The organism is Lysinibacillus sp. FSL H8-0500 (assembly GCF_038051955.1).
GTDB lineage: Bacteria > Bacillota > Bacilli > Bacillales_A > Planococcaceae > Lysinibacillus > Lysinibacillus macroides.
This window is the reverse complement of sequence record NZ_CP150292.1, coordinates 503,883-529,098: the sequence shown is the minus strand read 5'-3', so window position 1 is coordinate 529,098 and position 25,216 is coordinate 503,883. Positions and strand designations below refer to the sequence as shown.

Annotated in this window: 25 protein-coding genes and 1 riboswitch; of the genes, 9 read left to right on the top strand and 16 right to left on the bottom strand. The window is 37.1% G+C overall.

Annotated features, from left to right (window positions below; translation table 11 throughout):
* Positions 1-9: 9 nt before the first annotated feature.
* Both MHB44_RS02475 and MHB44_RS02470 read right to left on the bottom strand, forming a co-directional pair.
* Positions 10-1,182 (bottom strand): saccharopine dehydrogenase C-terminal domain-containing protein, encoded by a 1,173-nt coding sequence (locus tag MHB44_RS02475; protein WP_341301448.1) that lies wholly within the window; start codon positions 1,180-1,182, stop codon positions 10-12.
* A gap of 26 nt (positions 1,183-1,208) precedes the next feature.
* Positions 1,209-2,687 carry an aldehyde dehydrogenase family protein gene (locus tag MHB44_RS02470; protein WP_341301447.1) on the bottom strand — a complete coding sequence of 493 codons (1,479 nt, stop codon included), beginning with the start codon at positions 2,685-2,687 and terminating at the stop codon, positions 1,209-1,211.
* 419 nt (positions 2,688-3,106) lie between these two features.
* On the opposite strand from MHB44_RS02470, the gene MHB44_RS02465 reads away from it, so the two are divergent.
* The gene (locus tag MHB44_RS02465; protein ID WP_341301446.1) at positions 3,107-3,907 is read left to right on the top strand and encodes a TIGR00266 family protein; all 801 of its coding nucleotides are present in this window, start codon (positions 3,107-3,109) and stop codon (positions 3,905-3,907) included.
* A 31-nt stretch (positions 3,908-3,938) separates the two neighbouring features.
* Here MHB44_RS02465 and MHB44_RS02460 read toward each other — a convergent pair whose 3' ends face one another.
* Both MHB44_RS02460 and MHB44_RS02455 read right to left on the bottom strand, forming a co-directional pair.
* A complete protein-coding gene (locus MHB44_RS02460; RefSeq protein ID WP_341301445.1) occupies positions 3,939-4,904 on the bottom strand; it encodes a D-glycerate dehydrogenase in 966 nt (321 codons plus the stop codon).
* A 204-nt stretch (positions 4,905-5,108) separates the two neighbouring features.
* Entirely contained in the window at positions 5,109-6,401 is a 1,293-nt protein-coding gene (locus MHB44_RS02455) for a globin-coupled sensor protein (RefSeq protein ID WP_341301444.1), read from the bottom strand.
* A 416-nt stretch (positions 6,402-6,817) separates the two neighbouring features.
* Here MHB44_RS02455 and MHB44_RS02450 point away from each other — a divergent pair, with 416 nt between their 5' ends.
* Positions 6,818-7,021, top strand: coding sequence for a hypothetical protein (locus tag MHB44_RS02450; RefSeq protein ID WP_341301443.1), 204 nt, complete (start codon positions 6,818-6,820; stop codon positions 7,019-7,021).
* 129 nt (positions 7,022-7,150) lie between these two features.
* Here the strand turns inward: MHB44_RS02450 and MHB44_RS02445 are convergent, their stop codons facing one another.
* Positions 7,151-7,360, bottom strand: coding sequence for a transcriptional regulator (locus tag MHB44_RS02445; RefSeq protein ID WP_341301442.1), 210 nt, complete (start codon positions 7,358-7,360; stop codon positions 7,151-7,153).
* A complete protein-coding gene (locus MHB44_RS02440) occupies positions 7,329-7,676 on the bottom strand; it encodes a hypothetical protein (protein WP_341301441.1) in 348 nt (115 codons plus the stop codon). The genes MHB44_RS02445 and MHB44_RS02440 overlap by 32 nt, the downstream gene beginning before the upstream one ends.
* Before the next feature lie 187 nt (positions 7,677-7,863).
* Here MHB44_RS02440 and MHB44_RS02435 point away from each other — a divergent pair, with 187 nt between their 5' ends.
* Positions 7,864-8,268 carry a helix-turn-helix transcriptional regulator gene (locus MHB44_RS02435; RefSeq protein WP_341301440.1) on the top strand — a complete coding sequence of 135 codons (405 nt, stop codon included), beginning with the start codon at positions 7,864-7,866 and terminating at the stop codon, positions 8,266-8,268.
* A 423-nt stretch (positions 8,269-8,691) separates the two neighbouring features.
* Here MHB44_RS02435 and MHB44_RS02430 read toward each other — a convergent pair whose 3' ends face one another.
* Together MHB44_RS02430 and MHB44_RS02425 are read right to left on the bottom strand one after the other, a co-directional pair.
* Entirely contained in the window at positions 8,692-9,525 is an 834-nt protein-coding gene (locus tag MHB44_RS02430; RefSeq protein ID WP_053993417.1) for an undecaprenyl-diphosphate phosphatase, read from the bottom strand.
* A 62-nt stretch (positions 9,526-9,587) separates the two neighbouring features.
* The gene (locus MHB44_RS02425; protein WP_341301439.1) at positions 9,588-10,667 is read right to left on the bottom strand and encodes a metallophosphoesterase; all 1,080 of its coding nucleotides are present in this window, start codon (positions 10,665-10,667) and stop codon (positions 9,588-9,590) included.
* A 226-nt stretch (positions 10,668-10,893) separates the two neighbouring features.
* Here MHB44_RS02425 and MHB44_RS02420 point away from each other — a divergent pair, with 226 nt between their 5' ends.
* A complete protein-coding gene (locus MHB44_RS02420) occupies positions 10,894-12,042 on the top strand; it encodes an acyl-CoA dehydrogenase family protein (RefSeq protein ID WP_341301438.1) in 1,149 nt (382 codons plus the stop codon).
* Positions 12,043-12,082: 40 nt separating this feature from the next.
* Here MHB44_RS02420 and MHB44_RS02415 read toward each other — a convergent pair whose 3' ends face one another.
* The 3 genes from MHB44_RS02415 to MHB44_RS02405 are packed head-to-tail and all read right to left on the bottom strand — an operon-like array spanning position 12,083 to position 15,119.
* Positions 12,083-14,278 (bottom strand): histidine kinase dimerization/phospho-acceptor domain-containing protein, encoded by a 2,196-nt coding sequence (locus MHB44_RS02415; RefSeq protein WP_341301437.1) that lies wholly within the window; start codon positions 14,276-14,278, stop codon positions 12,083-12,085.
* Between the two features lie 15 nt (positions 14,279-14,293).
* On the bottom strand, positions 14,294-14,449 hold the full coding sequence (locus MHB44_RS02410; RefSeq protein WP_341301436.1) for a hypothetical protein: 156 nt from the start codon (positions 14,447-14,449) through the stop codon (positions 14,294-14,296).
* Positions 14,427-15,119, bottom strand: coding sequence for a response regulator transcription factor (locus tag MHB44_RS02405; RefSeq protein ID WP_341301435.1), 693 nt, complete (start codon positions 15,117-15,119; stop codon positions 14,427-14,429). The genes MHB44_RS02410 and MHB44_RS02405 overlap by 23 nt, the downstream gene beginning before the upstream one ends.
* Positions 15,120-15,430: 311 nt before the next feature.
* Here MHB44_RS02405 and MHB44_RS02400 point away from each other — a divergent pair, with 311 nt between their 5' ends.
* The gene (locus MHB44_RS02400) at positions 15,431-15,661 is read left to right on the top strand and encodes a DNA-binding protein (protein ID WP_341301434.1); all 231 of its coding nucleotides are present in this window, start codon (positions 15,431-15,433) and stop codon (positions 15,659-15,661) included.
* Between the two features lie 109 nt (positions 15,662-15,770).
* Here MHB44_RS02400 and MHB44_RS02395 read toward each other — a convergent pair whose 3' ends face one another.
* The 3 genes from MHB44_RS02395 to MHB44_RS02385 form a co-directional block, all read right to left on the bottom strand.
* The gene (locus tag MHB44_RS02395) at positions 15,771-16,757 is read right to left on the bottom strand and encodes a homoserine dehydrogenase (protein WP_341301433.1); all 987 of its coding nucleotides are present in this window, start codon (positions 16,755-16,757) and stop codon (positions 15,771-15,773) included.
* Positions 16,758-17,201: 444 nt separating this feature from the next.
* On the bottom strand, positions 17,202-17,588 hold the full coding sequence (locus tag MHB44_RS02390; RefSeq protein WP_341301432.1) for a hypothetical protein: 387 nt from the start codon (positions 17,586-17,588) through the stop codon (positions 17,202-17,204).
* A gap of 331 nt (positions 17,589-17,919) precedes the next feature.
* On the bottom strand, positions 17,920-19,221 hold the full coding sequence (locus MHB44_RS02385) for an O-acetylhomoserine aminocarboxypropyltransferase/cysteine synthase family protein (protein WP_341301431.1): 1,302 nt from the start codon (positions 19,219-19,221) through the stop codon (positions 17,920-17,922).
* A gap of 116 nt (positions 19,222-19,337) precedes the next feature.
* A riboswitch (SAM riboswitch) is annotated at positions 19,338-19,451 on the bottom strand.
* A gap of 155 nt (positions 19,452-19,606) precedes the next feature.
* Here MHB44_RS02385 and MHB44_RS02380 point away from each other — a divergent pair.
* The 4 genes from MHB44_RS02380 (at position 19,607) to MHB44_RS02365 (ending at position 23,952) form a co-directional block, all read left to right on the top strand.
* Positions 19,607-20,239, top strand: a complete 633-nt coding sequence (locus MHB44_RS02380; RefSeq protein WP_341301430.1) for a glycerol-3-phosphate acyltransferase — start codon at positions 19,607-19,609, stop codon at positions 20,237-20,239.
* A gap of 399 nt (positions 20,240-20,638) precedes the next feature.
* Positions 20,639-22,120: a DASS family sodium-coupled anion symporter gene (locus MHB44_RS02375; protein WP_341301429.1), complete on the top strand. Its 1,482-nt coding sequence runs from the start codon at positions 20,639-20,641 to the stop codon at positions 22,118-22,120.
* Between the two features lie 482 nt (positions 22,121-22,602).
* Positions 22,603-23,334 (top strand): class II chromate reductase ChrR, encoded by a 732-nt coding sequence (gene chrR / locus MHB44_RS02370; protein WP_341301428.1) that lies wholly within the window; start codon positions 22,603-22,605, stop codon positions 23,332-23,334.
* A 192-nt stretch (positions 23,335-23,526) separates the two neighbouring features.
* Complete coding sequence (locus tag MHB44_RS02365) at positions 23,527-23,952, top strand: hypothetical protein (protein WP_341301427.1); 426 nt, start codon at positions 23,527-23,529, stop codon at positions 23,950-23,952.
* A 55-nt stretch (positions 23,953-24,007) separates the two neighbouring features.
* On the opposite strand, the gene MHB44_RS02360 is transcribed toward MHB44_RS02365, so the two are convergent.
* Both MHB44_RS02360 and MHB44_RS02355 read right to left on the bottom strand, forming a co-directional pair.
* Positions 24,008-24,841 (bottom strand): IS3 family transposase, encoded by an 834-nt coding sequence (locus MHB44_RS02360; protein WP_341300646.1) that lies wholly within the window; start codon positions 24,839-24,841, stop codon positions 24,008-24,010.
* 11 nt (positions 24,842-24,852) lie between these two features.
* A complete protein-coding gene (locus MHB44_RS02355; RefSeq protein WP_341300647.1) occupies positions 24,853-25,170 on the bottom strand; it encodes a helix-turn-helix domain-containing protein in 318 nt (105 codons plus the stop codon).
* Positions 25,171-25,216: the final 46 nt, after the last annotated feature.

The window sequence follows — 25,216 nt, the reverse complement described above, 5'->3', positions numbered from 1 at the left end:
GGCCAGCACCTACCATTTCACAATCATTGCAGACTTATGAGACGTCTCCTTAATCACTACACCACGTTTTGCCATCTCTTCAATATACATATCACCAGGTACAATTGATTCAGGTGCAAACACCCCACGCTCCGTAATCACGCCTGACCCTACCATTTGGGCAACAACCGAAATGGTATTAGCTGTAGCACGTGCCATAGCTGTTTCATTAATTGTCATATCCTTGCGTACAACCATTTCATATTCATATGTCACTTGCTGCTCTGCTTTTTCACCCGCTACAATGACACGTAGAAGTACAGCATCTGGTTTTGTCCCTAGCTCAAGTTTCTTTTTAAGTGCTTCACGCACTACTGCACGAACAGGTACTTCTTGATGATCCACCTCTACTGTATTTGTGGTATCAAGGAAGCCTAAATCAGCTAATAACTTAAACTTCTCTGCATGCCCTTTATAGCGAATTGTTTTATATTCTAATGTGCGGACATTTGGGAATGTCTTATACAGCGTGGAGATTCCTCCAGATGTATAGAATGCCTCCAGCACACCAAACTCATCAAAATAAATAGGCTCAATGCCTGATAAGGATGGTACTTCCTCAAGTACACCCTTTTGAATTGTTTTAGAAGGCTCTGTATAATGATCGAAAACACCATCTAAAGAAAATACACGTGTATAGTGAAGTGGCGGCTTAGGCTCAGTTGGAATACCTCCAACAAATAGTTTAATAGATTCAACGTCATCTAATTTAGATGCACCATAGCCTGTTAGGATATTAACCATACCTGGTGCAACACCTAGGTCAGGGATAATTGTGACACCCTTTGCCTTTGCTTCCTCATGAAGCTCTAATATTTTTTCTGTTATTCCACCAATATGTCCACCTAAGTCTACGGAATGCACACCTACCTCAATTGCCGCTCTTGCTACTCGCTCATTGAAGGAATAGAAAAGCGCATTGACAACAACATCCCCTTTTGCGATGACCTCCATTAATGAATCATCACTTTCAGCATGAAGCTCCACAACCTCAATCTTATCTGAGCCCAGTGTGTCCACAAAATCCTGTGCCACATTTATATCAATATCACTTAAAAATACACGCTTCACTTCGTCATTTTTTACTAAATCACGAGCTACCTCTTTCCCCATTAAACCTGCACCTAATACAACAACCTTCATCAAGAACATCCCCTTTCGCTGATCTGTTATTCTGTATCGATTTGTGCTCTTTGTAATTTACCGCTGTAGTCTATATAAATGCTCTTCCATTCCGTGTATACATCAAGGGCGGCAACACCTGAGTCACGGTGTCCATTTCCTGTCCCTTTTGTACCACCGAAGGGCAAATGAATTTCAGCACCAGTTGTGCCAGCATTTACATAAACGATTCCTGTGTCTAAATCACGTTGGGCGCGGAAAATTGTATTTACATCCTGTGAGAAAATTGAGCTAGATAAGCCAAATTTCACGCCATTATTTACTTCGATTGCTTCCTCTAAACTAGCTACCTCAATTAGTGAAACGACTGGACCAAAGATTTCCTCTTGCGCAATAATCATGTCAGGCTTGACATTCGTAAACAATGTTGGCTCATAATAAAACCCATTATTATATGGTGACTCATTTAATATATTGCCACCTGCTAATAATGTGGCTCCCTCCTGTTTACCTATTTGCACATAGTGATTAATTTTTTCTAATGCAGCTTTATTAATCACTGGTCCAATTTTAACGCCTTCATCTAAGCCGTTCCCAACGGTTAGTTTTTGTATTTCTTCCAAGAGGCGTTGTTCCAACTGCTCTTTTACATCTTTATGCACAATCACTCGACTACATGCCGTACATCTTTGCCCAGCTGTGCCAAATGCACTCCATAAAATTCCCTCTGTAGCGAGCTGCAAATCAGCATCATCCATGACAATCACAGCATTTTTTCCACCCATCTCTAAAGAAATCTTCTTTAAATGCTTACCGCCAAGCTCAGCTACTTTACTACCTGTTGTTGTAGAACCTGTAAAGGAGATAACCTTTACATCGGGATGTTCAATTAAAGCTGTTCCAACTGTAGGTCCTGTACCAAATACAATATTTGCTACACCATCTGGTAAGCCTACTTCTTCAAAAATTTTACCCATTTCATAGGCCATCATTGGTGTCTCATTTGAAGGCTTCCAAATAAATGTATTCCCTGCAACAATTGCAGGAAATGACTTCCATGTTGCAATAGCAATAGGGAAATTCCAAGGAGTAATAAGTGCCACAACACCAATAGGCGCTCTTACACTCATTGCAAACTTATTAGCTAGCTCAGATGGTGTCGTCTCACCAAACAACCTGCGACCTTCCCCAGCCATATAGTAAGCCATATCGATGCCTTCTTGCACCTCTCCTCTAGCTTCTTCAATAACCTTACCCATCTCTTTTGTTAAAACGGTCGCCAAATATTCCTTTTTTTCTTTCATTTTTTGACCGATGGCATATAAATAGTCTGCACGCTTTGGCGCTGGTACAAGTGCCCAACTTTTCTGGGCTTGTTTGGCAGCTACTACAGCCTCATCTACCTCGCTTGCAGTTGAACGAGGGATGGTGGCTAGCTGCTCTCCATTTGCAGGGTTCGTCACTGCTATACTTTGTAAATGTGAATGTGCCTTCCATTTACCACCGATATAGTTTTTTATCTCCACTTCACACACCCCCTGAAATACTCTATGATGCCTCGGCTATTGACCAGTCGTATTCCATAGGTACAGAATATATGACTTTCATTAAAATTAAATATGTCAAAATTCCGAATTTTAAAAACACATTTTACCTTTGTAATACGTCCGTAAAACAACTATCAACGACAACTGCCAGAGGCTTTATTTTCATTTAACGTAAAACTTTACCCTATCCATGTATGGAAAGGGATAGCCGTTTAAGGTTATGTATATTCACCACACCCTTCATTAAATGAAAATAAATTATACACATTCTAGTTTTTTATATTCGACATTTTCTGTCTAATTCCCTTTTTTTCTAAAATATTTAATTTTCCATTGAAACTAATGTGACTGATTACCGTATATAATAACAATAAATTTATTATTGGAGGAATCTCTTTATGAATAACCATGAAATTGACTACAAGTTGTTTGGTGACGATATGCAGTATGTGCAAGTGGAGCTTGATCCCCAAGAAACTGTTGTGGCGGAAGCAGGCGCTTTAATGATGATGGATGATGCCATCCATATGGAAACAATTTTTGGTGATGGTTCAAGAGGCAGCTCACAAAGTGGAATAATGGGGAAATTACTAGGTGCTGGTAAACGAATGATTACAGGCGAAAGTTTATTTATGACGACCTTTACAAACGTTGGCTCAGGTAAAAAGCATGTTTATTTTGCTTCACCGTACCCAGGAAAAATTATTCCAATGGATTTAAGTCAATTAAATGGCAAAATTATTTGTCAAAAGGATGCCTTTCTAGCAGCGGCTAAAGGGGTTTCTATTGGCGTTGAATTCCAGAAAAAAATCGGTACAGGCTTCTTTGGTGGTGAGGGCTTTATTATGCAAAAGCTTGAAGGAGATGGCATGGCATTTGTTCATGCAGGTGGTACTATTCATGAAAAAACATTACAGCCTGGAGAGGTTTTACGTGTGGACACTGGCTGTCTAGTAGCGATGACTGCTAGCGTAGACTATGATATCGAGCTAGTTGGAGGCGTAAAAACGGCACTATTTGGCGGAGAGGGTATTTTCTTTGCTACATTACGTGGTCCAGGTAAAGTTTGGGTACAATCATTACCATTTAGTCGTTTAGCAAGCCGCGTCTTTGCAGCAGCACCTATTTCCCAAGGCGGTGGCGGCCAATCGAAAGGTGAAGGCGGTATTGGTGGTTTATTTGATTTATTTAATAAATAACAAAAAAATCGGAGCACTACGCTCCGATTTTTTAATAATCAATGCGATTTGTTACAGCCTTACCTTGTCCATAAGCCGTAAGCTCTTTTACATTTAACATAAGCATTGCTGTTCTCGTTTCTAAGGACGCACTACCGATATGCGGCAAGGCTACAACATTTGGCAGGGTTAATAAAGGATGATCCATAGCAATCGGCTCTTGTTCAAATACATCCAGCCCTGCAGCCCACAGCTTGCCCTCTTTTAATATATCGTACAATGCCAGCTCATCAATAATACCACCACGTGAGGCATTAATAATAACAGCATCATTCTTCATCAGCGCTAGTTCTTCAGCACCAATAAGCCCCACTGTATCTTTATTATATGGTGTCATAATAACAACGAAGTCCGATTGCTTTAAAAGCTCCTCCAATGATGCATACTGAAAGCCGTACATTTCTTCTGCTTCATGACGACGTCTTCGATTATTATATAAAACCTTCATATCAAAGCCCTTTGCCCGCCTAGCAACAGCCTGTCCAATACGTCCCATACCAATAATACCTATGGTAGCACCAGACACATCCTTCCCAACTAATTGCATTGGATACCAGCTCTTCCATTTGCCCTCACGTAAATAGCGTTCACTTTCTGGAATTCTACGTGCTGTTGCTAGCAATAGACCCATCACTAAATCTGCAGTTGTATTTGTCAATACACCAGGCGTATTGGTCGCCATAACACCTCGCTTTCGTAACGCTTGCACATCTATATTGTTAAAACCAACCGCTAAATTCGTCACTAATTTTAGGTTGGGCGCATGTGACAGCAATTCCTCATTCACTTGATCTGCAAGTGTTACCCATAACACCTCACAATCTGCCACAGCTGCCAGCAATTTGTCACGTGGAATCACAATTTCTTCCTCGTCCCACTGTGAGATGTCGTAGTACTCCTGTAGAGGCTCTACAATGTGTGCAGGAAATTTGCGTGTTATAAATAATTTCTTTTTCATGTTTGAAACACCCCTCTAGTCAATTCCCTAATTCGCCTATAGCGTAACACTTACCACAAGCATTTTCTAGTCTGTATCTATTTATAAATACTTGCTGTTTTTAACAATTATCAATTTTATCAGCTTATTTCTTTGTTTATCCATAAAATACATCGTTTTATCCTAAAACCATGCAAAAAACTATGCATAGATTTTATGCATAGCCTAAAATTCTTTAATGGTTGTATTTAAGCGATTAGCTACTCTTTCTAACTCTTCTGAGGATACACCTATCGATTCAATAATATTTGCTAACTCCGAAATTTGCTTCCCTACATTTTGGAAATTAGTAATAGAATCTTCAACAGAGTCAGAAATCGCATCGAAAGCTTTTAAAGACTCGGCATTGCGTTCAATACTATTATGCACAAGTTGCTGTATATCTTGAATAGCTTGAACAACCTGTACCGTAATACCATTAGACATCATAATAAGCTCAGCAATTTCCTCAACAGAACTTTTCGTTTGATCTGCAAGCTTGCGTACTTCATTCGCCACCACTGCAAAGCCCTTACCGTGTTCGCCTGCCCGTGCTGCTTCAATAGCAGAGTTCAACGCAAGTAAGTTGGTTTGACCTGAAATGTTTTTCACCATTTCCACAACTGCATTAATTTTTGATGAGGACTGGTCCAACTGTTCCACCATATTAGCCATTTCAACTGTCTTATGATGAATTTCTCCTGTTTGTTCATTGATTAAGACAATTTTAGCATAACCATCACTTGATACTTTTTGCATGGATTCTGCTTCATGAATACTATTTGTTAAAAAATCATTGGTCTTCTTTGCACTATAAACAAGCTCTGATACAGTTTTAGAGGTATTTTGTGATTGAGTCTCTAATTGCGTAGAAATGCCACCTATCACCTCTTTTACATGCTCAAGCACATTATTACGCTGTTCCTCAATCAATGTATTAGCAAAGTGATCATATTCTTCTAAGACAATTTGCTGCTCAAAATTGCAAATTTTACTGATAGCATCACAAAATTTTTCTTCCTCGCCTTTTGTTAATTGGAGCTCGTAAACAATCTTTCTTAATGATTTTTCAAGAACTTGAAAGGCAGCTAAATACCATTTAGGATATAGACGGATCCTTACATGCATTTTTGCCACTCGTCGGCGCTTTTCTAAAAAGGCTTCATCAATTCGTCCTTCAAACATTTCAATAATATGATGACGTAATGTTTGGCGTAATCGCTCACTGGAGCTATTTGTTTGAATAACCTCTTGCAGTGTAGGTACACTTTCAATCACACGATAAAATCCTGCCACCACATCTGCAACATTTCGTTCTACATATAGCTTTAAACTTTTAATTAGCTGCAGATCATAGTTATTCAAACCTATGAGTTTTAATTGTAATAAACGATCTGGATCTTCAATAAAAATACCTATATTTGTATCATTGTTAATTTCAATTGTATTTTTCTTTGATCTATTCACAATTTGAAACATTCTCTCCACCTCGTATCATAATCTATACGTACTAATCCCATCCTCCTAAATGCCATTAAAATACAAAAATAATCTGGTACTTTATGTATCAATTATAATCTTAAATTAACTAAATGAACAATATATAGGCAAATAATGTATGTTATTAATAATTTTTTTATTACCTTTTTCAAAAATAATACTTTATACCTAATATATTTTTTATTCTTAAAATCTCCTCGTAGAATCGTCCTTTTGGCTAACGGCCATTCTTTTTCTTACACTTATAATATGGCAACGATACTATCTTGATACATTCATTATAATGGTCATCACATATTTTTAGGCTGTAAAAATGAAATACTCACAAATAGTACGAAAATGACATACAAAGAGCCTAGAATAAAAACCTCTATCTTCTCTAGGATTATCCTGACATGCCTGTTTTTCAACAACAGCAAGAATTGTATTTGTCTTTTGATATTTCCGCCACAACCTATATGCTTTCCAGAGGATATAAAGTAAATCATCTCCCCAGTTTTTCAGCTATGCATGAAGATTTGATACGCCCAACTGCCTCTATTTTCTCAAGACATCCTGACACTGTAAGCCTTGCCGCTGCTATCAATGTGTTCACGTAAATTATGTAGACTTGCCTTGCATCAGTGAGTGTTTCCTCCACTTTCCTTCTACCTTCATCGAATGACTGATGTCGGCGACTAAACCAGCTCATTTTCTTCATCCTTCTCACCTACCTTCTCTGAGATACTTCAAGCCGATTGCTGTTCATCATCTTTCAAATCGAGAACTTCATGAATTTTTGGCCAATATTTTTTACCTGAACGCTCCCCATGTAGGATTTTGTTCAAATAGGTTTTGCCTGTACCAATTTCATCACAGAGCCATTGCTGCGTCTTATTCATGTCGATTAAACGTTTCACAACACGTTTACCCATGGGCGTTAACTGACGTTGTTTCACGTTCCTCACCTCCTGTATTTTCGAGGTAGACTTCCACGCTCATTTGCAGACCTTCCCTGACTTCCACTTCATAACACCAAGCTAGCCATTCATTTCTCTCAGCTATCTTTACAAGTAACTGCTGTTCCAATTGTTCAATCTCTTCCTCTAAGCATTTGTATTCTTCTCTGACGAAAGCATCAATGCGATGAACCACTGCTTTATGTGCTTGTGAGATTTTCCAACTAATAGCCTCCGTCTGCTCAGCCGTATACTCACGGTACTTTTGCATCTCCTGTAATACTGCCTGATTCTGCTTGTACATTAGTTCGCTCATTGCCTCTCCTCCTGTTTAGTTGTCAAAGAATAATGGTCGCTATTATTCCACCTATTAAAAATGGTAAAATCTAATGAGCAACTTGTTTCCCTTAATTACATTGTATCGCATATACGAATTCATTCAAGTTTAAATTCGCTTTTTTTGCACAAAATTCGTTTACGCGAATATTAGGAGGTTATTTATAATGAATGAAATCGGCAAACGCATTAAGAAGCTACGAGGACAAAGAAATATTAAAGCTATTGAATTAGCTGAAGCTATAGGCGCATCTCAAGGAAATATCAGTGATTGGGAAAATGATAAAAAAAAGTCTACTCCTACAGCGAAGTATTTAATCGCAATTGCGAATTTTTTTGATGTTTCTTTAGATTGGTTAATGACTGGTGAAGAGCGCGCTATTAAACAAGAAACGTTAAACTTTGATGATTCTGATCTCGCAAAAAAAATCAACTTACTTACACACGAGGAGAAATTAAAACTCGAAGGCATCATTGAAGGATTTTTGTTAGCTCGTGAACTATATAGTAAAAAAGTAACGTCACCGAACTCGACAAGTGGAGAAGAAGCCGCAACAAATGAAACGGCTTAATTTTTTATTATTTTTGGGTAACTTGTTTCCCTTTTTAAATACCATATACATGCTTAGCCTCCACTTAAGGATATTGTAGTTAATTTTTTTGCAATGAATTATGCAAGGGCTTCAGTTGGTAGCTTAATAAGTATTAATGAGGGCTTGTTATTTCTATATTTTCATTCAACTGAACATTCAGTTGTCTTAACGTATTTTGTTCAGTTGAATCGATTAAAGCTCTATTTGCATACATGAAAATTATGGCGAGCCCTAATATCAATGTTTTGCAAGTCCGTGCCAGGCAAAATAAAGAGGTAATCATATCTTTAACTTTTACGTTAAAAATTATGATTACCTCAATTTTTTTGCACAATTTCTCACAAATACACATCAACATAACGAAAGCCACTGCTTCTTGTGAAAAAGAAGAGTGGCTTTTATTTACATAAAAATAATAACGCAAAGCACTGCTGCTAACACTAAACGGTAAATAGCAAAAGGCATTAACTTTACTTTTGAAATCAGTGCTAGGAAAAATTTAATTGACAGTAATGCAAAGACAAATGAACTAATAAATCCGACAGCATAGAAGCCAAAATAGTCCATAGATAAAGTATCCCAGTTCTTTAAAACAGATACTAAACTAGCACCTGCCATAATCGGTACAGCCATAATAAATGTAAAATCAGCCGCAACACGGTGGCTCATACCAAATAGTACCCCACCTGAAATCGTCGCACCTGAGCGTGAGAAGCCTGGCCATAAAGATAAACATTGCACTAAGCCTACTTTAAAGGCTAAGCCATAAGAAATTTTATCTAAAGAATCTATTTTTGGCTTTCGCGGCGCTAATTTATCTGCGGCAATCATTAAAATAGCTCCTGCGACTAAAGCATACACCACATGTTCTACTTTAAAAAGATGATCGTCAATAAAATCCTTAAAAGCAAATCCTAATACAACAGCTGGCAGCATTCCAACAATTACATGCGCTAAGTTAAATCGGTTGGTCATTGATTTAGATTGACCATCGATATTATATAATCCCACTAAGCTGAGGATTCGTTTCCACATTACAACGATAACTGCTAAAATCGAACCAAGCTGGACAACGATTTTAAATGTATTAGCAGGATACTTCCCTAAAAACTCCTCAGTTTTTAACCACATATCGTCTACGATAATCATATGACCTGTTGAAGATACAGGCGCAAACTCTGTCATCCCTTCAACAAAGCCCAAAATCAATGCTTTTAATAACTCTATAATATCCACCATGTCACCTTACCTTTATTCATAAAATTATTTACCTATTATAAATTATACATTTTCAGCTACTACTGAAACTTTATATCCACTACCCACAGCTCAGACCTGCTACCAATTCGCATAGGTGGTCCCCAGAAGCCATAGCCTGATGACACAAGTGTATGCATCTGCTCCTTCAGCATATAACCATAATCCAGCTCAAATACGCGGGCTGTTATATATTGATTTGGCCAAAGCTGCCCTTTATGTGTATGTCCTGACACATGAAAATCAACACCCTGCTTTGAAGGTGTTACCAAATCATCAGGTGTATGATTCATGACAAGCCATGGTAAGTTAGCAGAAGGCTTTAAATCATCGAGTGGCTTCCGGTCTGTATTCGTTTTATCCTCTTGCCCTGTTAATATAAACGCATCTGCTATACGAATTGTTTCATCTAATAATATTTTGACATTGGCATTTTCCATTTCTTTTATAAAGTCGGGAATTTTTTTACCATAATATTCATGGTTACCAAGTATACCATACGTTCCATATGTAGATGTTAATTGTTTAATGACATCTGCCATACCCTCATGTACAAACCATTTGGGATCATCATCCACGATATCACCAGCTAATAAAACGATATCTGGATTAGCTTCATTCGTAAGATCGACAAAGCGTTGCAAATGCCGTTTATGTGATAAAACACCTAAGTGAAAATCGGATGCTGCAACCACTCTTAATGATGTTAACTCACTATCTTTTTTATCCATAGCGATTTCTAAATGACGTACCACTGGAGAATAGGCTAAATAAGAGCCAATAACGCCTAGCACAAATAGTACAGCAATTGCTATACTACCAATTATTTGTACATTTTTAAAGGGTGTTAACCAAATAATTAATTGTGCAGCTAAGCATAACAATAAACCATATTCAAAAACAAACATCCAGTAGTTACTGATAATTGAGAAAAATTGTAAAGATTCATGTAGCCTTCCTATAATAATACTAAAGGCAATTATATACAGCACTACCCAAAATAGTACTGGCAGTCGAAACCATCCCATCGCTACTAGCCACTGCTTTAATCCCCAGCCTATATAGAAGGTCAATACATTGTAAATGCTAATTAAAAGTATACCGCCGATTACTTTTGGCATATCTTTGTCCTCTACTTTCCTTTATTATTTAGTCGATTATATCACGATACCTTATCAATCTATGAACATGAGCCCTTATTGCTAGTTTTATATCGTTTAATGTATAACAATAACAATTTTGTTATTCCCACTTTAAAATCACTTTAATTTTCATATCTTCTCCAGTAATATATTAATTGTAAGAGGAAATTTTTGCATTTACGAGCAAAAAGGGGTGCTATTTCAGATGACACGTTATAAATTTGAAACAACAGAGCATGAGCTATTTCGTAAAACCTTTCGTAAATTTTTAACAGAGGAAGCTGAGCCTCATTATACGCAATGGGAGAAGGACCATCTTATTCCGCTGTCATTTTGGCAAAAGCTTGGCGATATGGGCTATCTGTGTCCACAAGTAGAAGAACAATATGGTGGGCTGGGGCTTGATTTTAGCTTTGGTGTCATTATTCAGGAGGAGCTTGAACGCATAGGCTCAAGTCTTATCGGGATTGGTTTGCATAACGATATTGTTGTTCCTTATATCGAGGCATATGGCACACATGAACAAAAGTCTCGCTGGTTGCCTAAATGTGTTACAGGTGAATATATCACAGCCATTGCAATGACTGAGCCTGGCACTGGGTCAGATCTGGCAAGTATTCAAACAACAGCTATTCGTGATGGTGATTATTATATTGTTAACGGGCAAAAAACCTTTATAACAAATGGTATTCATACTAATTTAGCGGTTGTTGCTGTAAAAACAGACCCATCTACTGAAAAAAAGCATCGTGGTATTAGCTTGCTTGTTATTGAAGGGGATACATCTGGCTTTACAAAAGGTCGACAGCTTGAAAAAGTTGGGATGCATGCCCAAGACACAGCAGAGCTCTATTTTGAAGATTGTAGGGTTCCCGTTCAAAACCTTCTTGGAGAGGAAGGCAAAGGCTTTGTCTATATGATGGAAAAACTACAGCAAGAGCGATTAGCTGTAGCTATTGCTGCACAAACAGCCGCAGAGGATATGCTTGCATTAACACTCGACTATGTAAAATCACGACAAGCATTTGGCAAAGCAATTGGCGACTTCCAAAATACACAGTTTAAAATAGCTGAAATGGCGACTAAGGTTGAGCTTGGCAAATCGTTTTTAGAAGCCTTGATTGAGGAGCATATCGCTGGCAAGGATGTTGTGACAAAAGTTTCGATGGCTAAATACTGGATCACAGAAAATACTCGTGAGCTCGCTGCTCAATGTATGCAATTACACGGTGGCTATGGTTATATGGAGGAATATAAAATTGCGAGAAGGTATCGAGATATACCTGTTATGTCGATTTATGCGGGCACAAACGAAGTGATGAAAATAATTATTGCCAAAAATTTAGGCTTATAAGAAAAAGATGGTGGCATGTTTCTGTGCCACCATCTCTTTTCTATACGGCTGGAATCCGTACAATTACTTTAAATAAATCCCCATCTACCTCAATGTTCATGCGGGCTCCATGTAGGTCAACAATGGATTGTGCAATCGCTAACCCAAGACCCGAGCCTTCTGTATGACGTGAAGCATCTGCACGTTTAAAACGCTCAAATAACTCCTCAGCTTCCTCGCCAATTTCATATTTAGCAACATTTTTTACTGTAAATTCAGCATCGCCATCTATTGTACGCTTTAATGTTACATAGACACGCGTACCCTCCAATGCATATTTCAAGACATTGACAATTAAATTATCAATCAGTCGCCACCATTTTTGACCATCTACATAGGCATAAATTGGTTCATGTGGCATCGTCATGCGTAAATCTAAACGTGACTGGTTTAAATCCTCTTTATGCTCCCCTACTGCTTGCTGGATAAGCTGTGTTAAATCCACGCGACTGCGATGAAGCTCAATATTGCCGCTTGCCATTTTAGAAACTTCAAAAAGGTCTTCAATTAACACTTTTAGACGCTCTGATTTTTTATCGAGAATATGGATATATTGCTGACGCTCTTCCTCTGTAATATTTGGTTTTTTAAGTAAATCTGTATACGTAATAATAGAGGTTAATGGTGTGCGTAAATCATGGCTAACATTTGTAATGAGCTCTGTTTTTAAACGCTCACTTTTTGCCTGCTCATGCATAGATATACGTACACCTTCACGTAAATGGTTAAGGTTCTCCGCATGCCTTGCAAGTGGTGATTTGCCTTTAACTTTTACATCCCGATTTAAGCGACCCTCCGCCATATCTTTCGTATCCTTCATAATACGATTTAGGTAGCCCATTCGGTTTAAGAAAATAGCTAGCGCTGGAATTCCTACCATCATACAAAGCAGTAAGAATGGGAAGCCATAGCCGCCCCCTATCATCGTTGCAACAAGGCTGCCTCCACCAAAAAAGGCTGCCGCTAGCATAACAATTGAATGCAGGGCGATTGAGCGATTTAAAAATAAATCTGTAATTGCATCACCCAATGACCATAAATAACTTGATTTTAGGCTTTCTTCAAACCTTTCTAGCGTATTTATTCGTGCATAAAGCCAAATGATTTGCATAAAGAAAGCTATACCAATTACAATGAAAACCATTATTTTAAAAGCCATTTCGATTATATAACGCACATAATTGTATAAATAATGATACTCAATTGATTCATAAACAATTTGGAAGGCAATAAAATAGATAAAACCTGTGATTAATAAGGCAATAAGCTGCATATCTATTTTAAACTTTGTTAATGTTTCTTTTTTCTGCAAGTTTTTCGCTACATATAGCACATCTTTACGACCCATCCAAGCAAAAATAGCAGTTACAATACTTGTAAGCCAAACAAAGTAAAAAATATATTGGTTTTGCTGAAATTGTTTATAGCCATCCCACATTATATTTGTTGACTGTGTGATTGCTTTTTTTGGAATTGTTACAGTACCTGTATATTCAGCTAGTTCATAAAGAGAATCTGTATTCACATGCGTTTCTGTACGATAAAAAATATCCTCTAGTTTAGGGCTAATATTATCTACTCGTAATGGGTTTTGCTGCGTATATTCTATTTTATAAACACTGCTTTCTGAAACATTGCCAAAGCGATAGATTTTACCCGTTTCTGTATTTTTTAATTCATAAGACCAAAAATGATAGACTTTATTAAAATTCTTCGCCTCTTCTTGTACAGCCTTTATATATTTATCAACAAGCACCTCTTTTGCAGCAAGAACTTTCTTACGAACATGCTCATCATCTTCAAAGTTTGTTGTAATATCTTTAATTTTAGCATCTTGCTCAGCTTGTAATTTTTTTTGCAATTCGGTTGCATTTGCATTTACAGCTTCTTGAATACGTTGCTCATATTGTGCTTTAATGCTATCAATTTGCTCTCCCAATGTACCATAATAATTACGATGCTCATCTATTTCTTCTTGTGTAGCATCTAATTTACTTTTTAAATCACTCGCTTTCGGTGCATTTAAAATAATCGGTCCTAAATCTGTAAAAAAATCATTACTCTCACCATAGAAATTTTCAGAGTCAAAATAGGAATTACCAATATATTGATGACCTACAAGCATAAAAGTCCCTATACCAAAGGTTGTCCAAATTAAACATATAAGCACAAGAAAAGCTTTCCATTTTTTCACCATAGCTCTAACACTCCTCTAAAAAATTCTTTCAAGCAATTGTAAAACCTCTGAGGAGCGAGCATTAACGAGTTGATAAGCATACACACCAAAGTAAATGAGTCCAATAACACCAGCTATAAATCCTGTAATCGATATATACTTCTCTAGTTTATTTTTCCATTTTATATCCAACGCCCCATACCACCTTTAAATAGCGTGGATTTTTCGGGTCTGCTTCAATTTTTTCACGTATTTTTCGAATATGTACAGCTACAATATTTTCAGCATTGTAAGCTTCCTCATTCCAAACACGTTCATAAATTTCACGAATCGAAAAAACACGCCCTGCATTTTTCATTAATAATTCTGTAATTTTGTATTCGATTGGTGTAAGTCGAACAGGCTCTCCTTCTAAGATGACCTCTTTTGCATCCTCATCAAGCACCAGTCCATCGATTTCCACCTTTGCTGTACCTTCATTATACGTTCCTAATTGAACATAGCGTCTTAGCTGTGATTTGACGCGTGCCAATAATTCTAAAGGATGAAATGGCTTTGTCACATAATCATCTGCTCCTACTGATAAGCCATGTATTTTATCGCCATCCTCTGCCTTTGCACTAAGCATAATAATTGGAATATTGCGCTCTTCTCTAATTTTAAAAGTTGCTGTAATGCCATCCATATTCGGCATCATAATATCTAAAATAATTAAATGTATTTCATTATTTTTTAGTTTTTCCAATGCCTCTACGCCATCTGCTGCCTTGATCACGTTATAACCTTCATTTTTTAAATAGATTTCAATACCATCACGAATATCTTGATCGTCATCTGTAACAAGAACTGTTAATTTCGTCATGATATACACCTCGCTCTCAAATATTAGTGTACTGTTCAAATCTTAAAAACCAGTTATGATAAAAATGAAGAATTTCTTAAGGTTTTCACATCATTATGTAGTTTGCTTGTTCCCCCGCCTACTAGCATTATTACACCAAGCCAGGATATAATACTTAATTGTTCACCTACTAGCAAGGCACCTTCTTTTATTATTCATTCATTATCATTAATAATACAGATTTATCCAGAATCAAACAATTGCCATTTTACTTTAGTATGCTTTCTGTTCAAGGAGCAGTATAATGAACATAAGAAAAGGGGGCGATTTATATGTATAAAACGGTGGCAGAGACAGCTCTTGATCTTGGTATGCCTGAGGAGCAAATTGTGCGTCTAGTTTATGAGGGACGCATTCGTTCTGTTTATGATGGGGAACAAATACTTATAAATAGCAGCCAATTCAGCACTTATTTTCAGCAATTAGAACGTATTAAAGAAGAAATTGAAATCTGGCGCTCTACCCCCATTCCAGAGGATATTGATGTAAAAGATGAAGATTAAAAAAGCCTGCCATTCAAGCAATTGCATATTGTTGAATGGCAGACTTTTTATGATTTTATTAGCGCTTTCCCGTGACATCTTTCACTTTATAATGCTGTATCTTATTTTTTTAAATTGTTACAACAAACCCTGCTCTTTTACCGATTATTTCGGCATAATCTTCTACCATCACGCTAGCAGTTGGATACATACCAGCACCAGGACCGATTAATGTAAGTGTACCAATATAATTTGTCTCTAAGGCAACCGCATTATTGACATCGTCCACTGGATAAAGTGGATGTTCCTTATCGACTAATTGCGGGCCAACTTTGGCTACAATGTTACCATTGTCAAGCCTTTCAACCTCGGCCACATGGCGATAACGCAAACCCTTATCATTCGCTTCTTGGACTTGTGCTGGCGAAATACTATCAATACCAATTACTTCAACATCTGCCCAATCAGGTTGCTCATCAAAAGCCAATGCACTTAAAATCATAAGCTTCTTAAAAGCATCTTGACCAGAAATATCATTATATGGATCTGCCTCTGCATAGCCTAAGCTTTGTGCTTCTTTTAACGCTTCTTCAAATGTACAGCCCTGTGCACGCATCTTTGTTAAAATATAGTTACTTGTACCATTTAAAATTCCTTGTATGCGGCTAACATCATTGACAAGTAAAATATTTTTCATTGTTTTAATAACCGGTACGCCACCTGCAGTAGTAGCCTCATAGCCTACAAACACACCATTTACCTTTGCAAGAGTCTGCAATTCTAAGCCCCGTTTGGCAAACATCACTTTATTAGCTGTAATCACATGACATTTATGCTCAACCGCACGCTTTAAGTAGCTATAGGCAGGTTCTTCATTGACAATCGCTTCAAACACAACCTGCATGCCTGGCTCCGCTAAGACATCATCCATACTCGTTGTCATTAAATGTGCTGTTCCTGGTACGCGTTCACGGCTTGCATCTGTGACTAAAATCTTCGCTACCTCTAATTCAATACCTAATTTATTTTTAAGCTCTTCTCGCTTTTCATTTAATATATGGTAAATACCCTGACCTACCGTTCCAAATCCTAAAATCGCTGCCTTTATAGTTGCCATTCCTGTTATTCCCTCCAACTTACATTCCGCAGTTTTATATAATTTTGTGCTGGTTCTCATCCCCACCACAAACTTTTCATTATTATTTATTTTGGTACAAGCTCTCTTATTTTAGACCCCATACAAATTCAAATAATTCAAAATTTAACTTAAAGAAAATTGTAACGCAAATAGATAGTTCACACAAGAAAAATCTTTCTAGGATGTACATTTGTTTCCCCTAGACGTGCAAAAGAAATCGTTTCCAATCCCTTTATGATACGCTTTCAAGTGTCTACATAATATTTGAACAAATATTGACGTTTTCTTTATAACAAATAAACTACAACTTTCTTCTATTATATATATGTTTGTATTCTCAAATATATTGTTCGAAATACATATAAAGAAAAAACCCATTCCCTGTAGCAGTAGGAATGAGCTTCAATATATAAGGGATTTGTTTTAGCCTGCTTTTGATAGTAATTGATAACGATATTGTGCTAAAGCTTGCTGCACAAGCTCTTTTTCTTCTTCGGTAAAATTGGGCACAGCATATGTACGCTCTACTAATTGGAATGCACCATACTTTAAGAAATACTCTGTTGCAGGAAGAGGAATATGACTTACACCGTAAACTTGATAAGCTTCAAAAACTTCCTTGACAATATAACCTTCCTCTTGCGCATGAGTTTGTTCAAGAAATGCTGTGTGACCAAAAGCTTGCTGCCATTGTTTTTCAACTGATGCTAGTAAGTGTTGAATGGCTTTACCATTAACAAATACATGACCTTCGTTTAGTTCATAAATAAAATAAGATGCGATGTTTTGTGCACTATAAGTATTACCCATTTAAAAACACTCCTTTATCATCAGTTTTTAGGAAGGAGCAGCTACTAGCTATAGTAACTACTCCTCTTTATTTATCTATTCAAAAGTGGGGGGAGCACTTCTGACACCATTATTCTTGTTCGTTCATTTAACTTATTTCCTAGTATACAACATGGTTTTAATTAAGTCAATAATTCAAATGAAATTACTAGGTATTATTTTTAAAAAAGTTCTGATAATTTACCAAATGAGGTAGTTAGCTGATGCAGCAACGTTTTACGTATTACCAAATGAGGCCTTTCAAATGAGAAAATACGTAAACGCTACACCATAATCCTTTATCTCCCTGAGGTTAAGCTTCTATCGCTTGCTCAGTTGCTGTTGCCTGTGCAATAGCTTGTTCTAAATCAGCAATAATGTCCTCCACTGCCTCTAAACCGATAGATAAGCGAATGAGCGATTCGGCTACGCCAGCTTGGATCAATTCCTCTGCTGAGAGTTGTTGATGTGTAGTTGATGCAGGATGGATAATTAAAGATTTGGCATCCCCTACATTGGCTACATGTGAGAATAGCTTGACACTATCAATAAGCTTTCGCCCAGCTTCACGTCCACCTTTAATGCCAAATGTCAGCACAGACCCAAAGCCATTTCTTAAATATTTTTTTGCCAAATCATGAGTAGGGAAATCCTCCAGACCATTGTAATTTACATACTCCACAGATGGGTGGTTTCGTAAATATTCAGCCACTGCTAATGCATTTTCATTATGTTTAGGAATACGCAAATGAAGCGTTTCTAAACCTTGTAGGAAATTAAAAGCAGCGTCAGGGCTCAATGTTGGGCCAAAATCGCGTAGTAATTGTACACGTAGCTTTGTAGCAAAAGCAGCAGATGCTGTGTCAATGCCATAACGTAGTCCGTGATAAGAAGCATCTGGCTCCGTAAAGCCTGGGAATCGTCCACTTGTCCAGTCAAACTTCCCAGCGTCTACCACAATACCACCTAAAGTTGTACCATGGCCACCAATCCATTTTGTTGCTGAGTGAACAACGATATCTGCACCAAAGTCAATTGGTGTAGAGCCATAAGGAGAAGCAAATGTGCTATCAATAATTAACGGCAAGTTGTTATCATGAGCAATTTTAGCAACTGCTTCAATATCTAAAACCTTTAAGCTTGGATTACCGTAGACTTCAGCAAAAACAGCCTTCGTTTTATCAGTAATCGCTGCATTGAAATTTTCTGGATTTGTTTCATCTACAAAAATTGTTTTAATACCATAGTTTGGTAATGTATTTGCGAATAAATTATAAGTACCACCATATAAAGAACTAGCTGCTACTATTTCATCGCCAGCTCCCGCTAGGTTTAAAATGGAGAAGGCAATCGCTGCTGCACCAGATGAAAGTGCTACTGCTGCTGTTCCACCCTCCAATAAAGCTACACGCTTTTCAAAAACATCGACAGTAGGGTTTGTAATACGTGTGTAAATATTTCCTGCTTCCTCTAAGGCAAAAAGACGTTGCGCATGAGCAGTGTCTTTAAAAACAAAAGCCGTGGAACGATAGATGGGAACAGTACGAGTACCTGTCACAGGGTCTGGCTCTTGACCACCATGTAACAATAATGTTTCTGGTTTAAAATCTGTCATTGTGTACCTCCAAATGGTTATTTTTTTACGATGGTACCGGAGATGAGGAGGATTTTTCTGTAGAAAACAAAAACCCTCTTCAGCTAAGAAGAGGGTTGCAGGTGCAAGTTTTCCTCCCCTTATCTGCCAGATTCGAGTAAGAATCTGCAGGAATTAGCACCTTAGTAAGCGTAACACTTACTGGTTGCTGGGCATCATAGGGCCTGTCCCTCCGCCTCTCTCGATAAGAGTATATGATTCAATTTCCATCGTTGTTACACAGTATAAACATAGAGTTTTTTTCTGTCAACCTGTAAATTTTATTTTTTCCGAAACTTCAGTCTGCTTTTTTTCGTAATATGAACACATACATTATTTTAGAAATAAATTTGAAGGGAGTATTTTTATGGTAAAAGCCGTGATTATGATTGTTATTGTCGGCTATTTCATTGGCTGTATTCATGGCTCTAAGGTGGCACAGATTTTATCGGGGGTTGACTTAAAAAAAGCTGGTCATGGCAATGCTGGTGCCTCCAATGCTACACTTTCTCTTGGCTGGAAATATGGTGTTTTAGTTGCTCTTATTGATATTGGCAAAGGCGTTATCGCCATTATTGGCGCACACCTATATTTGGGGGATATCACATATTTAACAGAGGAGCAAAGATGGCTTCTCACATATATTATTGCGGCAGGTGTTATTTTAGGTCATAACTTCCCATTTTATATGGGCTTTAATGGTGGCAAAGGCACTGCTTCTATTATCGGTATTTTACTTGCTGTTGACTGGAAAATTGGTTTATTTGCACTTATATTATTTATTATTTTATCGTTTGCCACAAACTATTTAATTGTGGGGGTACTTGAGTTTTATCTTGTCTTTTGTACTGCAACCTATTTGTGGATTCCTGGAATCGGCCCTACTATTATCGCACTCTGTCTTTTTACCCTCGCTATTATTTTACATATTGAAAATATAAAGCGATTAGCAAAAGGAACAGAGCCTAAAGTCATCTCAGCATTTAAGAAAAAGAAATAGTATACAGAAATTTAACAAACCATTATGATTGGATTTACTTGAAACGGGTACAATATTAACTAATGGAGGTATTGGAAATTCCATCCTCCTATTTTTAATAACCATAAGATACATAATCGTACAAACATACTCTACATTTTTGTACAAAAATATTTATCAGAATTATAATATTTCCCTCTATGCAGTCTGTAACATAACAAATATATAGGCTGACATGAATTGCATAGTTATTTTGTCTTTTGTATGACCATATATTTTCTCTTTATCATCCTCTTAATGCTCTAAAAAGTAACTACTTTACATCTTGATTACTCTACAATAAAATAGACAATTTCCTATCTTAATAAAGTATTTTACTAACCGATGTTATGAATAATAGTGTAGAAAGGATGAGAAAATATGTCAGCACCGAAACAAGAAGCTACAAAACGTAATTTAAAGCCCCTCTGGATTGCGCTAGCCTTTGCCTTACTAATTATTATTACGTTTTTACCAAATAACGGTGATTTACCTCTCGCAGGACAACGCTCTTTAGCCATCCTAGCCTTCGCAGTTATTCTTTGGGTAACAGAAGCTGTTTCATACCCTGTTAGCTCAGCGATGATTATTGCACTTGTTACTGTTTTGCTTGGACTTGCGCCAACAATTGATGACCCTACAACAGAATTAGGTACAGCAGGCGCTCTAAAGCTTGCCTTAAGTGGCTTTAGTAATTCCGCAGTCGCTCTAGTAGCAGCAGCTCTTTTTTTAGCAGCAGCAATGCAGCTTACCAACTTGCATAAACGACTCGCTCTCTGGATTCTTTCACTTGTAGGAACAAAAACGAAAGCTATTGTATTTGGAGCAATTCTAGTATCAATCGCTCTTGCATTCTTTGTTCCTTCTGCTACAGCTCGTGCTGGTGCCGTTGTTCCTATTTTACTAGGGATGGTCGCAGCCTTTGGTTTACCGCGTGATAGTCGACTTGCTGCCCTACTTGTTATTACTTCCGTACAAGCTGTTTCTATTTGGAATATTGGTATAAAAACAGCAGCAGCTCAAAATATGGTTGCATTAAACTTTATCCAAGAACAATTTAATGTGAATGTTTCTTGGGGTGCATGGCTACTCTACGCTGCCCCCTTCTCCATTATTATGTCGTTTGTGCTATTTTTTGTAATGATTATGCTTATTAAACCTGAAACAAGCAATATTGAGGGTGGTAAAGAGGTTATCAAAAAACAATTGGAGGAACTTGGTCCATTAAAAGGTCCTGAAATACGTTTAATTATTACATCTGTTATTTTACTATTTTTCTGGGCTACTGAAGGTAGACTTCATCCATTTGATACAACAACCGTCACAATTATTGCTATCGCTATTTTATTATTACCGAAAATCGGAGTATATACATGGAAGGAAGTTGAACCTCATATTCCTTGGGGTACAATTATTGTCTTTGCGGTAGGTATTATGCTAGGAACAGTTTTATTAAGTACAGAGGGTGCGTCATGGTTATCCGATAAAGTATTTGGCTCACTTGGTTTAGACTCTATGCCGATTTTAGCCACAATTGCACTTGTTACACTCTTTAATATTTTGATTCATTTAGGCTTTGCAAGTGCAACAAGCTTAGCATCCGCGCTTATACCAGTATTTATCGTTTTAGCATCAACATTAACAGCCAATGTTGACCAAGTAGGTTTCGTCATTGTACAGCAATTTGTTATTAGCTTTGGCTTCCTCCTACCAATCAGCGCACCGCAAAATATGCTTGCCTATGGTACAGGTGCATTTACCACAAAAGATTTCTTGAAATCTGGTATTCCATTAACCGTTGTAGGCTTTATTTTGATTTTGCTATTCTCTGCAACTTATTGGAAATGGATTGGATTACTATAGATTTTCATTATAAAAGCCTTGGAAGAGCGATAATAGTCACTCCTTCAAGGCTTTTGTACATGCAGAGCCTTTCATTGTGTCGTTTTTGTTATACAAGCACTTTTGCCAAATCGTGAGGAGTATGATGACCTGCTCACGCTATTCAGAGAGATACATCTGTGTATACATTCTATCTGGGAGTTTTCCAAATGATTTTCACATCGCTAACACGTGTGAATCCGGTCATTCCTTCCCCCTCTTTATTTTGTTCAACTAGCCCAGCGACCCTCTATAATAATCCAAATTTCATAAATTTAACCAAATAAACAGCCATTTCATAAATTTTAGAATGTTCTATCTATAATGCATGAAATACTCTACTTTACGAGATAATTTCTACATTTTCATTTTTTCTATCTATTATTTATTAGCTTTCTTCATTCGATTTTGGCAATCAAGCATGCTATGCTTTTATTATAGAAGAAGCAAAGGAGAGTATGTAAATGGTGAAAGAATTATTACGCAGCCATTCCTCAGTACGCATTTATGATGGCAAACCAATTTCAAAAGAAATCATCGAGGATTTAATTGCAACTGCACAAATGGCTGCAACATCACATTTTGTCCAAGCTTATAGTGTGATATGGGTAACCGATGAAGAGAAAAAGGAAAAATTAGGTCTCCTCTCTGGCAACCCACGTCAATATGAAACCTCTGGAGGTGCTTTTGTCTTTTGTGTTGATTTTAAGCGTCTTCACATTGCTGGTAAAATAGAGGGTGTAGATATCGTAGCTGATTCAGCTGAAAATGTCCTTGTGGGTGTAGCAGATGTCTCCCTATTTGCGCAGAATTTTGTCATTGCAGCAGAATCGATGGGCTATGGTATTTGCTATATTGGTGGTATACGTAACAACCCTGCCGAAATAAGTGAGTTATTCAATCTACCCGAGTATGTTTTCCCGTTATTTGGGTTAACAATCGGTGTGCCTGCTCGCCGCAATGAAGTAAAGCCTCGCCTGCCTGTATCTGCTATATTGCATGAAAATGACTACAATGTTGAAAAGTATGAGGCACTTTTACCAGCGTATAATGAAACAATGGAAGCCTATTATAATAGCCGATCATCGAATAGAAAAATTGATAATTGGACAAAACAGATGGCTGATTTTTTAATTGAACAACGCCGACCTCATATCAAAGAGTTTTTAGCTAGCAAAGGATTTAATTGGAAATAATTTCATGAAACGGGGTTACTATCGTCTGATAGCAGCCCCAATTTATTTCCCTTGCTCACTAGTACTAGGATTTTTCTCTTATTACACCCCTATATTCAATTCCAAATTTAATGAAAATGTCTCTTTCTTTTTCCAGCAATTCCATTCATATTTATAAATAATAGCCCTATCACCGAAAGGAGTTATAGAAAAATGTCTTTTGTTAATAAACATCTTGCCCGTATCTTAGAACACCAACATAAGAGAAGTGTAAGAGGTTTATTTTTAAAAATGGAGGAAATGAATAATAATTGTACACAATTAAGAAAGCGACTTGAACCGCATATTGACTTCACACAATATCAACATGCCATTAACTATGTTAATCAATTTGTATCACATACAACTATTCTTCATTTAAAATTTATTACCAATACACAAAATTTAGAGGTAGTTGTCTTACATGCACTTTTGCTGGATTATATGCTAGAGACAGAAAACAAAACGTCTTTTGAATATGAAAATAAATTGCTACAAGGCTATTTGCAAGAAATCTATACATTAAATGATCATGCAAAAACTCTCTTTACAAACCATCGGGAAAAAATGCTTTCTTATATTGAACAGCACGCTGAATAACAAAAGACGACCTTTGAACTGACCTAGTCATTTGAGACACACATAAAACACCTAATTAGGCTGCTTGCTTTCCAAATTCAAGGGGAGTTAAATAGCCTAATTTTTCTTGTATTCGCTCCTCATTATATTCTTTCATATATTTAATTACACGTAATCTAGTTTCCTCATTTGTTAACGAATGATGTTTCACTCGTTGAAATTCCTCTGTTTTTATATTGGAATGGAACGATTCAATCACCGCATTATCCCAACAGTTTCCTCGACGTGACATGCTAGGGCGACACTTCATCTCCTCCAATAAATTTTGATATGCGTAAGATGTATAAACACTCCCTTGGTCCGAATGCACAATCACTCCTTTGGGATCATTTCTAGCTTCTAAAGCCGCCTTTAATACATCCATTACCAGAGGTGTCTGTTGATGGTCATAAAGTTTGTATGCAACAATCTCGTTATTATATAGGTCCAAAACCGTCGCTAAATACATGGTTGTTGACCCATACTGAATGTACGTAATATCTGTTACCCACTTTTCATTGGGCGCCGTAGCTGTAAAAGAGCGAGCTAATAAGTTAGGGGCGATTATTTCGGGTCCCTGATCCGCTTTAAATCGACGTTTCTTTTTCACCCGACATTGGAGGTTGTGCTTTTGCATCCATTTTTGAACGGTATTACGGTTCAACTGATAGCCATATTCTTTGTGTAATAAATGCTTAATTTTACGGTGTCCATAACGATACTTCGTTTTCTCACAAAGCGTAATAATGGCCGTTTCAATGGGAGAATGTTCATCAACGCCTTCTTTCGCCCAACGATAATATGTTGCACGTGGGATATCTAACACCTCTAAAATGAGTGTGACTGTATATTTCTTACGTAACTTCGCCACGGTTTGTAAGATTACTTTCCGTTCAACTCCTTTGCGATTTCCATAAACTTTTTTAAAATCTCATTCTCCATTTCAAGATGCATCATTTTACGATCCTTCATTTCTTGTTCACTTTTTCCTTCGGGTCCATGTCCATACGTATACTGCTTGCCTACTGGTTGATCAAAGCGATAAAGCTCCTTATTTTTGTACCAACGCATCCATGTTTCCACTTGCGATTTATTTTTAATCCCGTATTTCTCCATAATCTCTTTCGTCGTTAATTCACCTGCTAATTTTTCTTTCACAACGGCCCACTTTACATCAGAAGAATAACTACTCCTTGTCATAGAAAAACACCTCCAGAATGATTGAATATGTACATGTTTATACATA